We start from the raw sequence: 15431 nt of genomic DNA, 5'->3' as shown, positions 1-15431 counted from the left end.
CCGTGAGCATGTCGGCAATCGAACGTGTCATTCCACTGGTCGGCCATCTGCCGCCGTCGATCCGCGAGGGGCTGGCGCGGCGTATGCGCGAGCTCGCCGGCCTCGGCCTGATCGCGCTGTCGGGGCTCGCCTCGGCCGCGCTCATGACCTGGTCGGTGCAGGATGCAAGCCTCAGCCACGCGACCTCGCGGCCGATCCGCAACATCCTCGGCTATGCCGGCGCGATCGGCGCCGACCTTGCGATGCAGATCCTCGGGCTCGGCGCGATCATGCTGGTCCTGACGGTCGCGGTCTGGGGCTGGCGCATGATGACCCATCGCCCGTTCGACCGCGAGGCGCTGCGGCTCGGCTCCTGGATTCTCTGCACCGTGATCGCTGCGGGCTTTGTCAGCTGCTGGCCGCACGGCGGCGCATGGCCGCTGCCGACCGGACTCGGCGGCGTGGTCGGCGATGCCCTGGTGCGCGCGCCCGCGGTGATTTTCGGGCCGCCGGGCATGATCTATCGCACCGTGCTCGGCGTGATCCTGTTCGCGGCGATGGCCGCGACCTTCCTGATCGCCTGCGGTCTTGGCGCGCGCGAGCATGACGACGAGCTCGCCGAGATCGAGGATGACGACAAGCCGCTCGATGAAGACGAGGAGAGCGATCGCGGCTCGGTGTCGCTGGGCTGGCTGTTCCATGCGCTGATGAGCACCAAGGCGCGCCTGATCTGGCTGTGTGGTGCCGCTTACCGCTCGCTGGTCTCGAGCGGACCGAAGACCAGGGCCGTTGGGTTCAGCCGCCAGGAGCCGAATCTCGGCGGCGGCCGCGCCGCGCCGCCGATCTCGCCGCGGTCCGAAGACGAGGACTACGAGGAGGAGCACGAGGAAGAGGAAGACGAGGAGGAAGAGGAGGAGCCTGCCGCGCGCGCACCGCGCAAGAAGGCTGCGCCGAAGGCCGCGGCGAAAAAATCCTCCGACAAGTTCGAGCTTCCGTCCGTGTCCGTGCTGGCCGCGCCCAAGGCCGGCGATCGCCAGCCGCTCAGCAAGGCCGAGCTGGAAGCCAATTCGCGCGCGCTCGAAGGCGTGCTGCAGGACTTCGGCGTGCGCGGCGAGATCGTGAAGGCCAATCCGGGTCCCGTCGTCACGCTGTACGAGCTGGAGCCGGCGCCCGGCATCAAGTCGTCGCGCGTGATTGGCCTCGCCGACGACATCGCCCGCTCGATGAGCGCGCTGTCGGCGCGCGTCGCCGTCGTGCCCGGCCGCAATGCCATCGGCATCGAATTGCCGAACGCCCATCGCGAAAAGGTCTATCTGCGCGAGCTGCTGGTCGCCAAGGAGACCGTCGACACGGTCGCAAAGCTGCCGCTCTGCCTCGGCAAGACCATCGGCGGTGATCCCGTCATCATCGACCTCGCGCGCACGCCGCACATGCTGATCGCCGGCACCACCGGCTCGGGCAAGTCGGTCGCCATCAACACCATGATCCTCAGCCTGGTCTACCGGCTGCGTCCGGACCAGTGCCGGCTGATCATGGTCGATCCGAAGATGCTCGAACTCTCCGTCTATGACGGCATTCCCCATCTGCTCACGCCCGTCGTGACCGACCCGAAGAAGGCGGTGGTCGCGTTGAAATGGGCCGTGCGCGAGATGGAAGAGCGCTACAAGAACATGGCCAAGCTCGGTGTGCGCAACATCGACGGCTACAACACGCGTCTGCTCGAGTTGAAAGCCAAGGGCGAGGAGCCGACGCGCACGGTGCACACCGGCTTCGACAAGGAAACCGGCAAGGCGATCTACGAGGAAGAGAAGCTCTCGCTCGACCCGCTGCCCTACATCGTCATCATCGTCGACGAAATGGCCGACCTGATGATGGTCGCCGGCAAGGACATCGAAGGCGCGGTACAGCGTCTCGCGCAGATGGCGCGCGCCGCCGGCCTGCATGTGATCCTGGCGACACAGCGTCCGTCGGTGGACGTCATCACCGGCACCATCAAGGCGAACTTCCCGACCCGCATCGCCTTCCAGGTCACCTCCAAGATCGACAGCCGCACCATCCTCGGCGAGATGGGCGCCGAGCAGCTGCTCGGCCAGGGCGACATGCTCTACATGGCGGGCGGCGGCCGCATCAGCCGCGTGCACGGACCGTTTGCGTCGGACGACGAAGTCGAGAAGGTGGTGCGCCACCTCAAGACGCAGGGCCAGCCCGAATACCTCGAGGCCGTCACGGCCGAAGAGCCGACCGAGGACGAGGACGGCGGCGCCGTGTTCGACGCCAGCGGCATGGGCGCGGATGGCGGCGGCGATCTATTCCAGCAGGCCGTTGCCATCGTCAAACGCGACCGCAAGGCCTCGACCAGCTACATCCAGCGCCGCCTGCAAATCGGCTATAACCGCGCCGCATCGCTGATGGAGCGCATGGAACTGGAAGGCATTGTCGGTCCCGCCAACCACGCCGGCAAGCGCGAGATCCTGGTCGAGGAAGAAGACAGCCATATGTGAGGCGAGCCGCCTCAAAACAGGCTTTCACGCAAAATCGATATCTGCTTTTGCCCGAAATCACGCTAAAAGGCGCCTAGCCATACAGGACGACGCGTTGATCAGACATCCGGACATTCGATTCGCTGCCACCATCGCCGCGCGAAGCGCGCGCGTGGCCGGCGTGCTTCTCGTCACCGCCGCGATGGTGACCGCGGCGTCGTCCGCGCAGAACGTGCCGGTGCCGAAGCCCGCGCCGAAGGGCCGCGACAATGGTGCGGCCGCCGGCGGGCCTGCGGTCACCGGCGCGACCCAGACGCCGCCGAATCCGGTGATCCCGGATCCGCGCCGCAACGTGCCGAGCAGCATCTTCCAGACCTTCGACGCCAACCAGAAGGCGCAGGCGGCCAAGGTCAGCGCCTATCTGTCCTCGCTGTCGACGCTGGTCGGTAATTTCGTCCAGGTCGGCCCCGACGGCAGCAAGACGCAGGGCGATTTCTACATCCAGAAGCCGGGCAAGGTGCGCTTCGAATATGACGCGCCGAGCCCGATCGACATCGTCGCCGACGGATCGTCGCTGGTGGTGCGCGATCGCAAGCTCGCGACCCAGGACGTCTATCCGCTGTCGCAGACGCCGCTGCGCTTCCTGCTGTCCGATCGCATCGACCTGATGAAGGACACCAACGTCGTCAACGTCTCGGCCGACGACGTCTTCGTCAGCGTCACCATCGAGGAGAAGCAGGCGCTGGTCGGCACCAGCCGCCTCCTGCTGATGTTCGGCGCCAAGGACGGCCAGCTGAAGCAGTGGACCGTCACCGACCCGCAGGGCTACGACACCACGATCGCGGTCTACAATCTCGACGCAACCAAGAAGCTCGATCCCGGCATGTTCAAGATCGACTTCACCAATTACGGCCCATCGCCAGGATAGTTGCTGTATGGTGGGCAAAGGCGCACTTGCGCCGTGCCCACCACCTCTCCTCCTCGCGGCAGGAATGGTGGGCACGCTTCGCTTTGCCCACCATACGAGAGCTCGCTATGGACAAGCATTTTCCCCGCGCCAATCCATGCTAAGACGCATCCCTCATGCGTCTTTCCCTGACAACCTGGAACATCAATTCGGTGCGGCTGCGCATCGATCTGGTCGCGAAATTCCTCAAGAGTGCGCGGCCGGACGTGCTGTGCCTCCAGGAGACCAAGTGCATCGACGATGCCTTTCCGCTGAAGCGCTTCAAGCGGCTCGGCTATGAGCACGTCGCGCTGAACGGGCAGAAGGGCTATCACGGCGTCGCCATCGTCTCGAGGATCCCGTTCGAGTCCAAGGACATCCGCACCTTCTGCGACAAGGTGGATTCGCGCCACATTTCTGTATCTTTCGGGACGCAGGCCAACATCGCAAAGCCGCTGGTGCTGCATAATTTCTACGTGCCGGCCGGCGGCGACATTCCCGATCCGGCGCTGAACGAGAAGTTCGACCACAAGCTGCGCTTCCTCGACGAGATGACGGCGTGCGAGCCGCTGCATCCGCGCGGCGATGACCGCCACATCCTGGTCGGCGATCTCAATGTCGCCCCGCACGAGAACGACGTCTGGTCGCACAAGCAGCTTCTGAAAGTGGTCTCGCACACGCCTGTCGAAACCGAGAAGCTGAAGGCGGCACTCGCGGCCGGTGAGTGGGTCGACGTCGCGCGCGAGCGCATTCCGATGTCGGAGAAGGTCTACACGTGGTGGAGCTACCGTTCCGCCGACTGGACCGTCGGCGATCGCGGCCGCAGGCTCGACCACATCTGGGTCTCGCGCGCGCTGAAGGACGCGGTCCAGGATTTCAAGATTCTCCGCGACGCGCGGAGCTGGGAGCGTCCGTCGGACCACGTGCCGGTGACGGTGACGCTGGAGGTGTGACCTCCTGTCATTCCGGGGCGCGCGTAGCGCGAGCCCGGAATCCATCGGGCGGCAGAGTTGGTGGATGAATGGATTCCGGGCTCGCGACTTCGTCGCGCCCCGGAATGACAGGGGCCTCAGGTCGTCAGCTTCGCACCGGCCATCAGGATATCGCTCGCGATCTGGCTGGAGCGAACTGCGAATTCGTCGCGCAGGCGAACGGCGGCGGCGGGGTCGCTTTCGAGCACGCGCTGAAACAGGCTGCGCGCGACGCGGATGACGGAGGAATGCTCCAGCGCGATCGCGCTCGACGGCCGCTTCATCGGCACCACCAGCGCGAGCTCGCCGATCAGCGCGCCGGGACCCACGGTCATCTCGGCGCCGGCGCCGTCTTCGACCCGGAAGGCGCCGCGCTGGACCACGAAGCCGGCATCGGCGTCGTCGCCAAGATTGAACAGGATGTCGCCGCGGACGAAGTCACGCTGCTCGGAGCCGATCGCCAGCATGCGCAACGAGGCGTCTCCCAACAGGCGCAGTGTCGGGACCCGCTCGAGAAGCGCTACGTCGTCGTCAATTGACATTCAGATCCGAGGCTCAAGGGCACGCGATCTAAAACGATTCGCACGCCCCCAAAGCGTATCACGGCACCAGCTTGTAGCCACCGGCTTCCGTTACCAGGATCTCCGGGTTGGCGGCGTCCTTCTCGATCTTCTGGCGGAGGCGGTAGATGTGGGTTTCCAGCGTGTGGGTGGTGACGCCGGAATTGTAGCCCCAGACCTCCTGGAGCAGGGTCTCGCGCGACACCGGCATCTGGCCGGCGCGGTAGAGGAAGCGGAGGATGGCGGTTTCCTTCTCCGTCAGCCGGACCTTGCGCGCATTGGCGGCGGTCAGCATCTTCGAGCCGGGCCGGAAGCTGTAGGGGCCGACCGAGAACACCGCGTCCTCGCTGGCTTCGTGCTGGCGGAGCTGGGCGCGGATACGGGCCAACAGCACGGCGAAGCGGAAGGGTTTTGCGACGTAGTCGTTGGCGCCGGATTCCAGGCCCAAAATCGTGTCGGAATCGGTGTCATGCCCGGTCAGCATGATGATGGGGGCCTTGAAGCCGCCCTTGCGTAAGGAGCGGACCACCTCGCGGCCATCGGTGTCGGGCAGACCGACGTCCATCAGGACGAGATCGGGGGAATTGGCCTTCGCGGCGCTCGCGCCCTTGGCGCCGGTATCGACGGCGGAGGCTTCAAATTCTTCGTGCAGCGATAATTGCTCCACCAACGTATCGCGCAGATCGGTATCGTCATCCACGATCAGGATCTTGCGGGCATTGGCCATAGGGTATCATCCTTTTGGGGTCCGGCTCGGCGCGCATGCATGCCGCGCCCAGCCGCGAGGGGAAGTTTAGGGGTCGCCGTTATTATTGTTGTTCGTGTTGAAGTAGTGGGCTGTTACCGATTCACAAGCCAGAAGCACTCTAACCTAGAATAGCAGGGCGTTTTGATGAATGTCCTGTAATGAATGCGACATCGCACGGTCACATGAAAAACAACGCTGCTTCAGCTACTTACACCAAAAATCGAGGCGCCGGACCGCTGTCCGCGATCCGCGTTAAGCCTGCCGCCGGTAATCCGCGCCGCGGCTGGCTGACGGCCGGAGCGCTGACCATTCCGGTGGCGCTGGGGCGGGGCGGTATTCTCGCCAACAAGCGCGAGGGCGACGGCGGCACCCCGAGGGGCAGCTTCCGACCGCGGCGACTGTGGTGGCGGGGCGACCGGCACAGCCGGCCGCAAACCTTCCTGCCGGCGCGGATCATCACCGGCGAGGACGCCTGGTGCGAGGACCCCCACGACCGTCATTACAATCAGGGAATCCGACTCGGCGAGGGGCAGGGCGGTGACCGGCTCAAGCGGGCCGACCATCTCTATGACTTCATCATCGAAATCGACCACAACACGCGCCCGCGCATCGCCGGCCGCGGCAGCGCGGTGTTCCTGCATCTGGCGCGCGACAATTTCGGCCCGACCGCGGGCTGCGTTTCCATGACCAAATCCGCGATACTGCAATTGCTGCGGCGGCTGGGCCCACGAACGAGAATCATCATCGGGTGAGGGCACATGCTCGAGAAGGATCAGATCGCCGCCGCATCGCGGGTCCTCGTTCAACACTGGCGTGACGACACCAAGCTCGACGCGCTGGAGGGATATCTGCGGCCGCAGACCCGCGCCGAGGGCTACGCCATTCAGGCCGCGCTCGAAGCGCAATCGCCCGGAAAGCTGTTCGGCTGGAAGATCGCGGCAACGAGCTTGTCCGGACAGAAGCACATCAATGTCACGGGACCGCTCGCCGGGCGCATCATGAGCGACACCGTGATCGCCGATGGCGGCACCGCGTCGATGAAGGGCAACGCGATGCGCGTCGGCGAGCCGGAATTTTGCTTCCGCATGGGTCGCGATCTGGCGCCGCGCGCGGCGTCGTTCGCCGTCGACGAGGTGCTGGGCGCCGTGGACAGCTTCCATCCCGCGATCGAGATTCCGGATTCGCGCTTTGTCGATTTCGCCGGCGCCGGCGAGGCGCAGCTCATCGCCGACAATGCCTGCGCGCATCTGTTCGTGCTGGGCGCGGCGACGCCTGCGAACTGGCGCGGGATGGATCTCGTCGAAGAACGGCCGCAGATCACGCTGCGCGGCGAGCGCTACATCGGCCATGGCAAGAACGTGCTCGGCGATCCCCGTGTTGCACTCACCTGGCTCGCCAACGAGCTGCGCGGACTCGGCATCACCTTGCGGGCAGGGGAGGTGGTGACCACAGGCACCTGCCATCCGCCGCTGCCGATCCAGGCCGGCGATCACTTTGCGGTGGATTTTGGCGTGTTGGGAAAGGTGTCGGTGGGGTTCGAATAATCACTGCTGTCGTCCTGGCGAAGGCCAGGACCCATACCGCGTGATCTCTCGATTCCGCTCGGTTGCAATACCGACGGCCAATCTTCGCCAAACCACTCCCTGGGGTAATGGGTCCTGGCTTTCGCCAGGACGACCCAAGACAATTATCTATGCCCGAAGATCGCGCTTCCCACGCGCACATGCGTGGCGCCGAGCATGATGGCGGTGGCGAAATCCGCGCTCATGCCCATCGAGAGATTCGTCAATCCATTGCGCGCGGCGATCTTGGCGGTCAGCGCGAAATGCGCCGCCGGCGGCTCGTCAACCGGCGGGATGCACATCAGTCCGGAGATCGTCAGTCCATAGGTATCGCGGCAGCTTGCGAGGAAGGCATCGGCCTCGCCGGGCGCGACGCCGGCCTTCTGCGGCTCCTCGCCGGTGTTGATCTGGACGAAGAGCTGCGGGTGCTTTTTCTGAGATTCGATTTCCTTGGCTAACGCCTGGCAAATGCTCGGGCGGTCAACCGAATGGATGGCGTCGAACAGCGCGACCGCCTCTTTCGCCTTGTTGGATTGCAGCGGCCCGATCAGATGCAGCGCGATATCGGGGTAAACGGACGTTAACGCCGGCCACTTGCCTTTGGCCTCCTGCACCCGATTCTCGCCAAATACGCGCTGTCCGGCGGCGATGACCGGGGTAATTGCATCCGCGTCGAAGGTCTTCGACACCGCGATCAGCGTGACCGAGGCGCGATCGCGCCGCGCGTCCTTGCAGGCGCGGGCGATTTCGGCTTCGACCGCGGCGAGCGCGTTTGGTGAATGGCCGGTTACCGGCGCGGCGTTGGCTTCTGTCATGACGTCGATTGGCTGTGGTCGTAACCGAGGTAAGTCCAATTTTACCGAGTTCAAGAAAGAGTTTTTGAACCCTTCGCTTTACCTTGGCCCATGGGGTGGGCAGCGAAGATGGCAAACGTCAGTTTCAACCGTAAGCGAGCAAAACTCAAGCAGGTCCTTGGAATCCGGGCGCGGCTTGCGTTGCTCGCCGTGATTCTGGTGGCGCCCTTGATGCTCGAGCGCATCCGTTCGCTCGAGAACACGCGCACCAGCCAGATCGCGCAGGCCGCGGCCGAGTTCAACACCGTCGCAAGGCACAGCGCCGATGCGCAGCGCGAGGTGATCTCGTCGGTCGAGACCATCCTGAAATCGGAAGCCTTCATCCGCGCCTCCGCCGGCGGAATCAGCAAGAGCTGCGACGTGCTGCGCGCGAGCCTGCCGTCGAACCTTCCCTGGATCCGCACGCTTCTGATCGCCGGCCAGGACGGACGCATCCAGTGCGCCACCAACAACATGTATGTCGGCCTCGATCTCAGCGACCGGCCTTACTTCCAGCAGGCGCAGGAAACCGGCCGTTTCGTGCTGAGCGACTTCATCCTGTCGCGGCCGGTGCCGTCACCGACCGTCATGGCGGTCTATCCGGTGTCCGCCTTCAGCGGCGTCGCCGATGCCGTCGTGCTCGCCACCGTCAACCTCGACTGGATGTCGAAGGTCATGAGCAATCTCGGTGGTCGCGCCGGCATCACCGCCGTGCTGGTCGACAGCGCGGGCACCGTGCTGGCCGCACCCGCCGACCAGCACAGCGCGGTCGGCCGTCCCCTCGACAACATGCCGCTGATGTCCGCAATCGCCGACAAGGCGCTGCGGTCGGACCAGGACGAGGGCTCGCTGTCCTTCCTCGCCGCCGACGGCTCGCGCCGCGCCGTCAGCTACATCCGCATCGCCGGCACAAATGCCCGCCTGATCGCCAGCATCGACGAGGACAAGGTGTCTGCGGCCGTGAGCCGCGATATCCGCACCGCCTATCTCCAGCTCGCTTTCGTCGTCCTGTTCGTCCTGCTCGGCGCGCTGATCGCCGCCGAGAAGCTGGTGATCAAGCCGATCGAGATGCTTGCCGACATGGCCAAGCGCCTCGGCGAGGGCGATCTGTCGGCACGCGCGGCGCGCAATCGCCTGCCGGCCGAATTCGTGCCGCTGGCCCGCGCGTTCAACGCGATGGCCGCGCAATTGAGCCAGCGCGAGCGCGAGCTGATCGCGAGCAACGACCGGCTGACGGTAATGGCCTCGATCGACATGCTGTCGGGCCTAGCCAACCGCCGCGGCTTCCAGAGCCGGCTCGACTTCGAATGGATGCGCGCGCAGCAATATGGCAGCGACCTCGCGCTGCTGATGATCGACGTCGACCACTTCAAGCTCTTCAACGACACTTACGGCCATCTCGAAGGCGATTCCTGCCTGACCCGACTCGGCGAGTCGCTGTCCGGTATCGCCGCCGACACGATGGGCTTTGCGGCGCGCTATGGCGGCGAGGAATTCTGCCTGCTGCTGCCGAACACCGACGTGGACCGCGCCGTGGAGATCGGCGAACTGGTGCGTGCGGCCGTGCTGAGGCTCTGCCTGCCGCACATCACGTCCGCCCACATGATCGTCACCGTCTCGATCGGCGTTGCCGCAGCGAAGCCCAACGAGGCCTTCCGCCCCGGCGACCTGATCGAAGCCGCTGACGCCGCCCTCTACGCCGCAAAACACCGCGGCCGCAACAACGTCGTCGAGCACGGCGTGCAGGCGATCGAGACCGGCGCAGCGGACATGATGATGGCGGGCTGACGGCCGGCTGCAAGACTACCGGGAAGATATCGTTTCGAGACCGCGCTCCAGCTTTTGCGACAGGTCGGAGACCGACGGCGCATTTTGTCCCCACTTGACGGGTGGATGAATCTTCGTCGGAGGACCCTTTGTCAGACTAACACGTTTAAGGAAATTGTTCGTGTTGTCGCTGCTCATCATTTGCTTGAGAGGGATAAAGCCGATCCCCTCGGGAAAAATGAGCCTGATCGAATCAGTGTCGCTGTTGAGCTCGGCAAACCTCATCGTAATCAGATAGGTCTGATCGTCCGTTTGCTTGAAATCATATGCATAGGGCTGAATCCGTATCTGCTCCGCAGAGTTGGTGGTGTAAGGCCTGCTTACGCTGTCGTCCGATTCGACGAATTGAACCAAGGCTTCGACCGTCCAATAGGGACGCTGAAGACCTCGCACGTACTCAATCGTCGGCTCGAGAAACTTGAAGAAGCCGAGCGCCAGGATCGCGAAGTAGAAGCCGGCCGCTCCGCCCGCTTTCACTGCAACTCCCAGTATCTTCCATTGCGTATCAACCGGCGCGTTGGGAAACAGCCGGTAGATCATAACCGCAGGAACCAGGGGTACGACCGCCCAGAAGATGTAAGTGACGCACAATGCGAAGAGCAGGACGACATCCCGGCTGAGCAATTCGTTCATTTGCCGATCCTCCAATATATGGAGCGACTTGTTTCGTAATCTTACCGAATTCCTAGTTTCTTGAAATCGTCGGCGACGGTGCTGCTGATCGCCTTGGCCGCATTAATATCTTCTTCGCCGCCGGCACGATCGCCAAGCTTCAACTTGCTGATACCGCGGCCATAGAGGGAGTTCTCATCCTTCGGACTCATATTGAGCGCCCGATCATAGTCCTCGATGGCCTGGGCTAGATTTCCCGACTTGAGGTTGACAAGACCGCGGCTATTTGACGTGACGGCGCTGTTCGGCCGCAATGAAAGCGACCGGTCGCAGGCATAGAGTGCCGTTTTCAGCTGATCTATGATGCCAAGAGCCCAGCACAGATTATTCCATGTCTCGGGATCGTTCGGGTTCAATTGTGAGGCTTTGGTGTAGTCGTCCGCAGCTTGTTTATATTCCTCTCTTTGGTCGTGAACGTACGCGCGCCCAAAGAATGCGCTCGCGGATTTCGGGTCGAGCGCGATCGCCCGATCGTAGTCATTGAGCGCCAGGTCGGTTTGATTCTTCAAACGATGGGCCCGACCCCGTCCAATGTAGGGATTTACATAGGTTGGAACGAGCTCGATCGCGCGGTCGCAATCCTTCAAGGCATTGTCCGCGTCTTTCAAGCTGTTGTAGGCCGAACACCGATTATTCAGGGCATAGACGAACGTCGGATCGAGATCGATCGCCGCGCTGAAGTCCTTGATCGCACGATCCAGGTCATGCAGTCGCAGGTAGATCAAGCCCCGATTGTTAAGCGCCTGAATGCTCTTGCTGTCGAGTTTGAGGACCTGGCCATAGACTTCAATTGCGCGCCCGTAGTGTTCTATGGACGAATAAGAGAGAGCGGCACCGAAGAGCGCAGCCGTTGAATTCTTGTCGAGCGCGATGGCGCGCTCGTAGTCTATGATTGCCTGACTATGCAGATTCTTCAGGCGGTAGGCGTTGCCCCTGCTCACGTAAGCACTTGTGTAGTTTGCGTTCAGGTTGATGGCGTTGTCGCAATCTTCGATCGCGCGATTGAATTCGCGCTTTCTGACGTAGACGGCGCACCGATTGCTGAAAGCATTCGCATATTGCGGGTCAACCTTGATTGCCTCGCCGTAGTCCTGGATTGCTTTGTCGAAATCGTTTGCGCGACTGGCGAGAAAGCCACGGTTCAGATAGAGGACAGCCAGATCGTGGCCCTGAAGGCTCCCCGATTTGATTGCGGCAGTGCACGCATCTGGTGAGATGAGCGGGTCGATCTTTTTGCAGGTCTCGACGTCGTCTGCGGCAGCCGCGCACAGTCCGCTCGCTAGCAGAGCGGCCAGCCAAGCCCATGGCCTGAGATGTTTACGCAGCGCGCAAATGGGCACTTCCGGGCCCCCTTGTCGACGCCCGTACCACACGCATGCTCCGCCTAGACTGCAGCTAAGGATCGCGCGGGCGAGCCTCTGCGGAAACTGTTGTGGTCAGGCAAATTATTGTTGCCACTTCAGCTAACGTCGTCGCTGTCAGGGCGAAAACCAGTAACACTCTCAAAAATCGCTTCATGGCGTATACGAAGGTGAAATACGACTAGGGATTGTGTTCCCGGTGCCGTTGGTTGTCAATACTCATCCGTTGACCCCACGGTCGCTTTTATGGCCTAGTCCGGCCACTTCAGACCGCCGAACCCACGAAAAAACCAACGATTCCATGACCTCCGAACGCTATAACGCCCGCGATTCCGAACCGCGCTGGCAAGCCGCCTGGGACGAAAAGGCGATCTTCGTCTCCAAGAACGACGATTCGCGGCCGAAATACTATGTGCTGGAGATGTTCCCCTACCCGTCCGGGCGCATCCACATCGGCCATGTCCGGAACTATACGCTCGGCGACGTGCTGGCCCGCTTCATGCGCGCCAAGGGGTTCAACGTGCTGCACCCGATGGGCTGGGACGCTTTCGGCCTGCCGGCCGAGAACGCCGCGATCGAGCGCAAGGTCGCCCCGAAAGCCTGGACCTACGACAACATCGCCGCGATGAAGAAGCAGCTCCGCTCGATCGGGCTGTCGCTGGACTGGAGCCGCGAGATCGCGACCTGCGATCCCTCTTACTACAAGCACCAGCAGAAGATGTTCCTGGACTTCCTGCGTGCGGGCCTTGCCGAGCGCGAGAAGCGCAAGGTGAACTGGGACCCGGTCGACATGACCGTGCTCGCCAACGAGCAGGTGATCGACGGCAAAGGCTGGCGTTCCGGTGCCATTGTCGAGCAGCGGGAAATGAATCAGTGGGTCTTCAAGATCACGAAGTACTCGCAGGAGCTCTTGTCCGCGCTGGATACGCTCGACCGCTGGCCCGACAAGGTGCGGCTGATGCAGCGCAACTGGATCGGCCGCTCCGAGGGCCTCCTGGTGCGCTTCGCGCTGGATCAGGCGACGACGCCGGCCGGCGAGAGCGAGCTGAAGATTTTCACGACGCGCCCCGACACGCTGTTCGGAGCCAAGTTCATGGCGATCTCGGCGGATCATCCGCTGGCGACGGCCGCCGCCGCCAAGGACCCGAAGCTTGCGGAGTTCATCGCCGAGATCAAGAAGATCGGCACCGCGCAGGAGATCATCGACACCGCGGAGAAGCAGGGTTTCGACACCGGCATCCGCGCGATCCATCCGTTCGACCCGAGCTGGAAGCTGCCGGTCTATGTCGCCAACTTCGTGCTGATGGAATACGGCACCGGCGCGATCTTCGGCTGCCCCGCGCATGACCAGCGCGACCTCGACTTCGTCAACAAGTACAACCTCGGCAACACGCCGGTGGTGTGCCCCGAGGGCCAGGATCCGAAATCGTTCGTCATCACCGACACCGCTTATGACGGTGACGGCCGCATGATCAATTCGCGCTTCCTCGACGGCATGACCATCGAGCAGGCCAAGGATGAAGTCGCAAAACGCCTCGAAAGCGAGCTGCGCGGCAACGCGCCAGTCGGCGAGCGTCAGGTGAATTTCCGCCTGCGCGACTGGGGCATTTCGCGCCAGCGTTATTGGGGCTGCCCGATCCCCGTCATCCATTGCCCGACATGCGATGTGGTGCCGGTGCCGGACGCCGACCTGCCGGTGAAGCTGCCTGACGATGCGACCTTCGACAAGCCGGGCAACGCGCTCGATCATCATCCGACCTGGAAGCACGTCACTTGCCCGCAATGCGGCGGCAAGGCGCAGCGCGAAACCGACACCATGGACACCTTCGTGGACTCGTCCTGGTACTTTGCGCGCTTCACCGATCCCTGGAACGAGAACGCGCCGACGACGCCCGCGGTCGCCAACCGGATGCTGCCGATCGACCAGTATATCGGCGGCGTCGAGCACGCGATCCTGCATCTGCTCTACAGCCGCTTCTTCACCCGCGCGATGAAGGCGACCGGGCACGTTGCGCTGGACGAGCCGTTCGCCGGCATGTTCACGCAGGGCATGGTGGTGCACGAGACCTATCAGAAGGCCGACGGCTCCTATGTGCAGCCGGCCGAGGTCAAGATCGAACTCGGCGGCAACGGGCGCCGCGCGACCCTGCTGACGACGGGCGAAGACATCCAGATTGGCGCGATCGAGAAGATGTCGAAGTCGAAAAAGAACACCGTCGACCCCGACGACATCATCGAGACCTACGGCGCCGACGTCGCGCGCTGGTTCATGCTGTCGGACTCCCCGCCCGACCGCGACGTGATCTGGAGCGACGAGCGCGTCCAAGGCGCCTCGCGCTTCGTGCAGCGGCTGTGGCGGCTGGTGAACGATTCCGTCGAACTCGGCAAGGCGGCGCCGGCGGCCCGGCCGGCCTCATTCGGGGCGGATGCGACCGCCTTGCGCAAGGCCGCCCATGGCGCGCTAGACAAGGTCACCACCGGGATCGAGCGGCTGCACTTCAACGTCTGCCTCGCCCATATCCGCGAATTCACCAATGCGTTCTCCGAGGTCCTCCAGCGCCCCGGCCAGCCGGCCGCGGACTTGGCTTGGGCGATCCGGGAGGCCAGCCAGATCCTGGTCCAGCTGTTCTCCCCGATGATGCCGCATCTAGCCGAGGAGTGCTGGCAGGTGCTGGGCCAGAAGGGGCTGGTTTCGGAGGCCAATTGGCCCCAAATCGAACGCGATTTGCTGGTTGAAGACAGCGTGACCCTGGTGGTCCAGGTCAACGGCAAGAAGCGGGGTGAGGTCACAGTTGCAACAGCGGCCCAGAATCCGGAAATCGAGGCTGCCGTTTTGGCCCTCGATGCGGTAAAGCTGGCGCTGGACGGCAAGCCCGTCCGCAAGGTGATCATCGTCCCCAAGAGGATCGTGAATGTTGTCGGCTAGGATCCGCATCGCAGCCCGTTTGCTGGCAGTCGTCGCTCTGGCGGCGCTGACGGCCGGCTGCTTCCGGCCGATGTATGCCGAGCATACTGACGGCACCCCCGGCTTGCGTGAGAAGCTGATGGGCGTCGAGCTGCCCCCGATCCCCAAGCCCAACGCCTCCCGCGAGGCCCGCGTCGGCGTCGAGGTCCGCAATGCTCTCGCCTTCAAGCTGTACGGCACGGCCACGGGCATGCCGCCAACTCACCGCCTGGAGATCCGCTTCACCTCCAGCCGGTCGTCCCTGATCATCAGCCAGGCAACGGGACTGCCGACCAGCGAGAATTACGGCATCGACGCCCAGTACAACCTGATCGAGGTCGCGAGCGGCAAGTCGGTGATGACCGGCACGACGTTCTCGCGCGTGTCCTATGACAATCCCGGCTCCTACCAGCGCTTCTCCCGCAACCGCGCGGTGCGCGATGCGGAGGATCGTGCCGCCAACGAGATCGCCGAGAACATCAACACCCGGCTCGCCTCGTTCTTCACCGCGGGCAGCTAGTTCACATTCCCGTCGTTCCGGGGCGCGC

The 15431-nt window shown here is 63.5% G+C and carries 13 protein-coding genes; 8 read left to right on the top strand and 5 right to left on the bottom strand.

Annotation, left to right across the window (positions count from 1 at the left end):
- The first annotated feature begins 2 nt into the window (after positions 1-2).
- The 3 genes from AB5K84_RS01085 to xth all read left to right on the top strand — a co-directional run bounded on the left by AB5K84_RS01085 (position 3) and on the right by xth (position 4358).
- Positions 3-2480, top strand: coding sequence for a DNA translocase FtsK (locus AB5K84_RS01085; RefSeq protein ID WP_011083444.1), 2478 nt, complete (start codon positions 3-5; stop codon positions 2478-2480).
- 151 nt (positions 2481-2631) lie between these two features.
- Complete coding sequence (locus AB5K84_RS01080) at positions 2632-3387, top strand: outer membrane lipoprotein carrier protein LolA (protein WP_011083445.1); 756 nt, start codon at positions 2632-2634, stop codon at positions 3385-3387.
- 155 nt (positions 3388-3542) lie between these two features.
- Positions 3543-4358 (top strand): exodeoxyribonuclease III, encoded by an 816-nt coding sequence (gene xth / locus AB5K84_RS01075; protein ID WP_011083446.1) that lies wholly within the window; start codon positions 3543-3545, stop codon positions 4356-4358.
- A gap of 116 nt (positions 4359-4474) precedes the next feature.
- Here the strand turns inward: xth and AB5K84_RS01070 are convergent, their stop codons facing one another.
- Both AB5K84_RS01070 and AB5K84_RS01065 read right to left on the bottom strand, forming a co-directional pair.
- Positions 4475-4918 carry a cyclic nucleotide-binding domain-containing protein gene (locus AB5K84_RS01070; RefSeq protein WP_011083447.1) on the bottom strand — a complete coding sequence of 148 codons (444 nt, stop codon included), beginning with the start codon at positions 4916-4918 and terminating at the stop codon, positions 4475-4477.
- 58 nt (positions 4919-4976) lie between these two features.
- Complete coding sequence (locus AB5K84_RS01065; protein ID WP_008142830.1) at positions 4977-5663, bottom strand: response regulator transcription factor; 687 nt, start codon at positions 5661-5663, stop codon at positions 4977-4979.
- 203 nt (positions 5664-5866) lie between these two features.
- On the opposite strand from AB5K84_RS01065, the gene AB5K84_RS01060 reads away from it, so the two are divergent.
- Positions 5867-6436: a L,D-transpeptidase family protein gene (locus tag AB5K84_RS01060; protein WP_038965122.1), complete on the top strand. Its 570-nt coding sequence runs from the start codon at positions 5867-5869 to the stop codon at positions 6434-6436.
- 6 nt (positions 6437-6442) lie between these two features.
- Positions 6443-7228 carry a 2-keto-4-pentenoate hydratase gene (locus AB5K84_RS01055; protein ID WP_011083449.1) on the top strand — a complete coding sequence of 262 codons (786 nt, stop codon included), beginning with the start codon at positions 6443-6445 and terminating at the stop codon, positions 7226-7228.
- 143 nt (positions 7229-7371) lie between these two features.
- On the opposite strand, the gene AB5K84_RS01050 is transcribed toward AB5K84_RS01055, so the two are convergent.
- On the bottom strand, positions 7372-8061 hold the full coding sequence (locus AB5K84_RS01050; protein ID WP_011083450.1) for a YggS family pyridoxal phosphate-dependent enzyme: 690 nt from the start codon (positions 8059-8061) through the stop codon (positions 7372-7374).
- Positions 8062-8169: 108 nt separating this feature from the next.
- Here AB5K84_RS01050 and AB5K84_RS01045 point away from each other — a divergent pair, with 108 nt between their 5' ends.
- The gene (locus AB5K84_RS01045; protein WP_038965141.1) at positions 8170-9867 is read left to right on the top strand and encodes a diguanylate cyclase domain-containing protein; all 1698 of its coding nucleotides are present in this window, start codon (positions 8170-8172) and stop codon (positions 9865-9867) included.
- Positions 9868-9882: 15 nt separating this feature from the next.
- Here AB5K84_RS01045 and AB5K84_RS01040 read toward each other — a convergent pair whose 3' ends face one another.
- Positions 9883-10539: a hypothetical protein gene (locus AB5K84_RS01040; protein ID WP_011083452.1), complete on the bottom strand. Its 657-nt coding sequence runs from the start codon at positions 10537-10539 to the stop codon at positions 9883-9885.
- A gap of 41 nt (positions 10540-10580) precedes the next feature.
- Positions 10581-11951 carry a tetratricopeptide repeat protein gene (locus tag AB5K84_RS01035; RefSeq protein ID WP_011083453.1) on the bottom strand — a complete coding sequence of 457 codons (1371 nt, stop codon included), beginning with the start codon at positions 11949-11951 and terminating at the stop codon, positions 10581-10583.
- 289 nt (positions 11952-12240) lie between these two features.
- Here AB5K84_RS01035 and leuS point away from each other — a divergent pair, with 289 nt between their 5' ends.
- Positions 12241-14865, top strand: coding sequence for a leucine--tRNA ligase (gene leuS / locus AB5K84_RS01030; protein WP_038965124.1), 2625 nt, complete (start codon positions 12241-12243; stop codon positions 14863-14865).
- Complete coding sequence (gene lptE, locus AB5K84_RS01025) at positions 14852-15403, top strand: LPS assembly lipoprotein LptE (protein WP_011083455.1); 552 nt, start codon at positions 14852-14854, stop codon at positions 15401-15403. Before leuS ends, lptE begins: the two co-directional genes overlap by 14 nt.
- The last annotated feature ends 28 nt before the right edge of the window (positions 15404-15431 follow it).

This window comes from Bradyrhizobium sp. 1200_D9_N1_1, from assembly GCF_052075915.1.
Classification (GTDB): Bacteria; Pseudomonadota; Alphaproteobacteria; order Rhizobiales; family Xanthobacteraceae; genus Bradyrhizobium; species Bradyrhizobium diazoefficiens.
Note: the sequence above shows the minus strand (reverse complement) of the source record. Positions and strands in the feature narration are given on the sequence as shown.

Excerpts from the sequence above, each read along its gene's own strand:
- xth (WP_011083446.1), top strand. The coding sequence starts at position 3,543 with ATGCGTCTTTCCCTGACAACCTGGAACATCAATTCGGTGCGGCTGCGC.
- AB5K84_RS01070 (WP_011083447.1), bottom strand. The coding sequence starts at position 4,918 with ATGTCAATTGACGACGACGTAGCGCTTCTCGAGCGGGTCCCGACACTG.
- AB5K84_RS01065 (WP_008142830.1), bottom strand. The coding sequence starts at position 5,663 with ATGGCCAATGCCCGCAAGATCCTGATCGTGGATGACGATACCGATCTG.
- AB5K84_RS01060 (WP_038965122.1), top strand. The coding sequence starts at position 5,867 with ATGAAAAACAACGCTGCTTCAGCTACTTACACCAAAAATCGAGGCGCC.
- AB5K84_RS01055 (WP_011083449.1), top strand. The coding sequence starts at position 6,443 with ATGCTCGAGAAGGATCAGATCGCCGCCGCATCGCGGGTCCTCGTTCAA.
- AB5K84_RS01050 (WP_011083450.1), bottom strand. The coding sequence starts at position 8,061 with ATGACAGAAGCCAACGCCGCGCCGGTAACCGGCCATTCACCAAACGCG.
- AB5K84_RS01045 (WP_038965141.1), top strand. The coding sequence starts at position 8,170 with ATGGCAAACGTCAGTTTCAACCGTAAGCGAGCAAAACTCAAGCAGGTC.
- AB5K84_RS01040 (WP_011083452.1), bottom strand. The coding sequence starts at position 10,539 with ATGAACGAATTGCTCAGCCGGGATGTCGTCCTGCTCTTCGCATTGTGC.
- leuS (WP_038965124.1), top strand. The coding sequence starts at position 12,241 with ATGACCTCCGAACGCTATAACGCCCGCGATTCCGAACCGCGCTGGCAA.
- lptE (WP_011083455.1), top strand. The coding sequence starts at position 14,852 with ATGTTGTCGGCTAGGATCCGCATCGCAGCCCGTTTGCTGGCAGTCGTC.